This is a genomic window from Streptomyces olivaceoviridis (assembly GCF_014650115.1).
GTDB lineage: Bacteria > Actinomycetota > Actinomycetes > Streptomycetales > Streptomycetaceae > Streptomyces > Streptomyces olivaceoviridis.
In genome coordinates, this window is sequence record NZ_BMUI01000092.1 from 1 (window position 1) to 2,982 (window position 2,982).

Annotated in this window: 1 protein-coding gene; it reads right to left on the minus strand. The window is 74.2% G+C overall.

The features are described from left to right. On the minus strand, window positions 1–2,982 hold a 2,982-nt coding region (locus IE273_RS42975; protein WP_189820538.1), incomplete at both ends, for a type I polyketide synthase.

Consider the following 2,982-nt stretch of genomic DNA (forward strand, 5'->3'; position numbering starts at 1 on the left):
GATCACCCAGCGTGGTGCCCGTCCCATGCGCCTCCACGGCATCCACCTCGAAGGGCCGTAGACCGGCGGCGGCCAGCGCCTGCCGGATCACCCGCTGCTGCGACGGCCCGTTCGGCGCCGTCAGCCCGTTCGACGCACCGTCGGAGTTCACCGCACTGCCACGGACGACGGCCAGCACCCGGTGGCCCTTCTCCCGGGCGACGGACAGCCGCTCCAGGACCACCACGCCCACGCCCTCGGACCAGCCGGTGCCGTCCGCCGTGTCCGAGAAGGCCTTGCACCTGCCGTCCGCGGACAGCCCGCGCTGCCGGGAGAACTCCAGGAAGGCGTCGGGGCTCGCCATCACGGTCGCGCCGCCGGCGAGCGCTAGGGAGCATTCGCCCTGCCGCAGGGCCTGGGCTGCCAGATGGATCGCCACGAGCGACGAGGAGCAGGCGGTGTCCACGGTGACGGCCGGGCCCTCGAAGCCGAACACGTAGGCGACCCGGCCCGAGGCCACGCTGGAGGAGGTGCCGGTCATGACGTAGCCCTGGGCTTCTTCGGGCACGCTGTGCAGGCGGGTGACGTAGTCGTGGTGGACGATCCCGGTGAAGACGCCGACGTCCTGGCCACGGGCCGAGAGCGGGTCGATGCCCGCGTGTTCCAGCGCCTCCCAGGAGGTCTCCAGCAGCAGCCGCTGCTGCGGGTCCATGGCCAGCGCCTCGCGCGGGGAGATCCCGAACAGCCCGGCGTCGAACTGTGCGGCGTCGTGCAGGAATCCGCCCGCGCGCGTGTAGCTGGTCCCGGGGTGGGCCGGGTCCGGGTGGTAGAGGCCTTCGAGATCCCAGCCGCGGTCGATCGGGAACCCGGAGATGGCGTCGCGTCCGTCGGCGACCAGCCGCCACAGTTCCTCGGGGCTGTTCACGTCGCCGGGCAGCCGTGTGCTCATTCCGACGATCGCGATCGGCTCGTTCGCGTACGACGGTACGGGGACGGCGGACGAGGGCTGCTCCCCCAGCAGATGCGCGGCGAGCGCCGCCGGGGTCGGGTGGTCGAACACGGCGGTCGCGGGGACCGGCACGCCGGTGAGGTCGTGGAGCCGGCGGCTGAGCCGGACTCCGGTGAGGGAGTCGAAGCCGAGGCTTTTGAACGGCTGGTCCTCGTCGAACGCCTCGTCGCCGTGGTACCCGAGGACGACGGCGGTGCTCTCCTGGATCAGCTCCAGGAACATCCGGCGCCGGTCCGTGTCGGATCGGCCGGCGGCGATCACCGCGTCAGCGGCGGGCTGGGCTTGCGGAAGGGCCCGCACCGCCGCGCTCTCGCCCGGCACGGTCTCGTCGAGCCAGTAACGCTGGTGCTGGAAGGCGTAGGTGGGCAGCTCGGCGGCGAGCGTGCCGGTGGTCGCACGGCCGAGGACCGCCGGCCAGTCGATGGGTACGCCCCGCGTGTGCAGCCCGGCCAGCGCGGTCAGGACGTCCGCCGTCGCGCCGTTCTCGCGCAGCGTCGGGAAGCAGCCATCGGCCGGTACGTCGGGCGATTCCAGAGCCATGGCGACCAGGGCGCCGCCCGGGCCGACCTCGACGAAGGTGGCCGCGCCCTGCGCGCACAGGGCGGCGACGGCATCACCGAACCGCACCGGGGCCTGGACGTGTTCGACCCAGTGGTCCGGGGCGGCCAGCCGGCCGTCCGTGACGAGGGCGCCGGTCACGGTGGAGACGACCGGCAGCTCGCCCCGCCGGTACGTCAGCCGTTCGGCGACGGCCCGGAACTCCTCGCGTACCGGGACCATCAGCGGCGAATGGAAGGCGTGGCTGACCGGCAGCCGACGGGTCTTGCGCCCGCGTGCGGCCAGTTCGCGGGTGACGGCGAGCACGGCCGCCTCCTCGCCGGACAGCACCAGCGAGCCGGGACTGTTGACGGCCGCGACGGCCACCGTGCCCGGCGCGGACGCCAGCAGCGGGGCCGTCTCGGCCTCGGTGGCCTGGACCGCGGCCATGGCGCCCCCCTGGGGCAGTCCCTGTATGAGGCGGCCTCGTGCCGCGACCAGTTCACCGGCCTCGGCCAGGCCGAGCACGCCGCTCACATGGGCTGCGGTGATCTCTCCGACGGAGTGTCCGACGACGAGGTCGGGGTGCACGCCCCACGAGGCGAACAGGCGGAACAGCGCGGTCTCCAGCGCGAACACGCACGCCTGGGTGTACATGGTCTGGTCGAGCAGTCCGCTCTCGGGGGAGCCGGGCTTCCCGAACGCCACCTCGGTGAGAGGACGCGCGCCGTGATCGCCCAGATGGCGTTCCACGGCCGCGCAGGCGTCGCCGAACGCCTCGGCGAACACCGGGAACGTCTCGGCCAGGGCCCGGCCCATGCCGGCCCATTGGCTGCCCTGGCCGGTGAAGAGGAAGGCCAGTTTGCCGTCGGTCGGGCTGCCCATGACGTCGGCGGCCGAGCCGTCCGCCAGCGCGCGCAGGCCGTCGAGGAGCTGGTCCCGGTCGCGGACCAGCAGCACGGCGCGGCGCTCGAGTTGGGCGCGGCCGGTGGCGAGGGCCAGGGCGGTGTCCGTGAGGGACACGTCCGGGCGGCCGGTCAGGAAGTCGGCGAGCCGGGCGGCCTGACCGCGCAGCGCGGCGGGGGTACGCGCCGACACCGGCACGGGCACCCAGGTGGCGGCGGGTGCTTCGAGGGCGGATTCGGCCGGCCGGTGCGCCGGTACGGGGGCGGACCGGCCGGAGGCGCGGCCCGGCTGGGCGCCGGACTCCGCGGACACGGAGCCCGGATCGGACGCGTCCGGCTCGGGGGCCTGTTCGAGGATGACGTGGGCGTTGGTGCCACCGATGCCGAAGGACGACACACCGGCCCGGCGCGGGCGTCCGGTCTGCGGCCAGTCACGGGCCTCGGTCAGGAGCCGGACGTTGCCCGCCGCCCAGTCGACGTGGGTCGAGGGACGGTCGACGTGCAGCGTGGGCGGCAGGACGCCGTGGCGCAGGGCCAGCACCGTCTTGATCA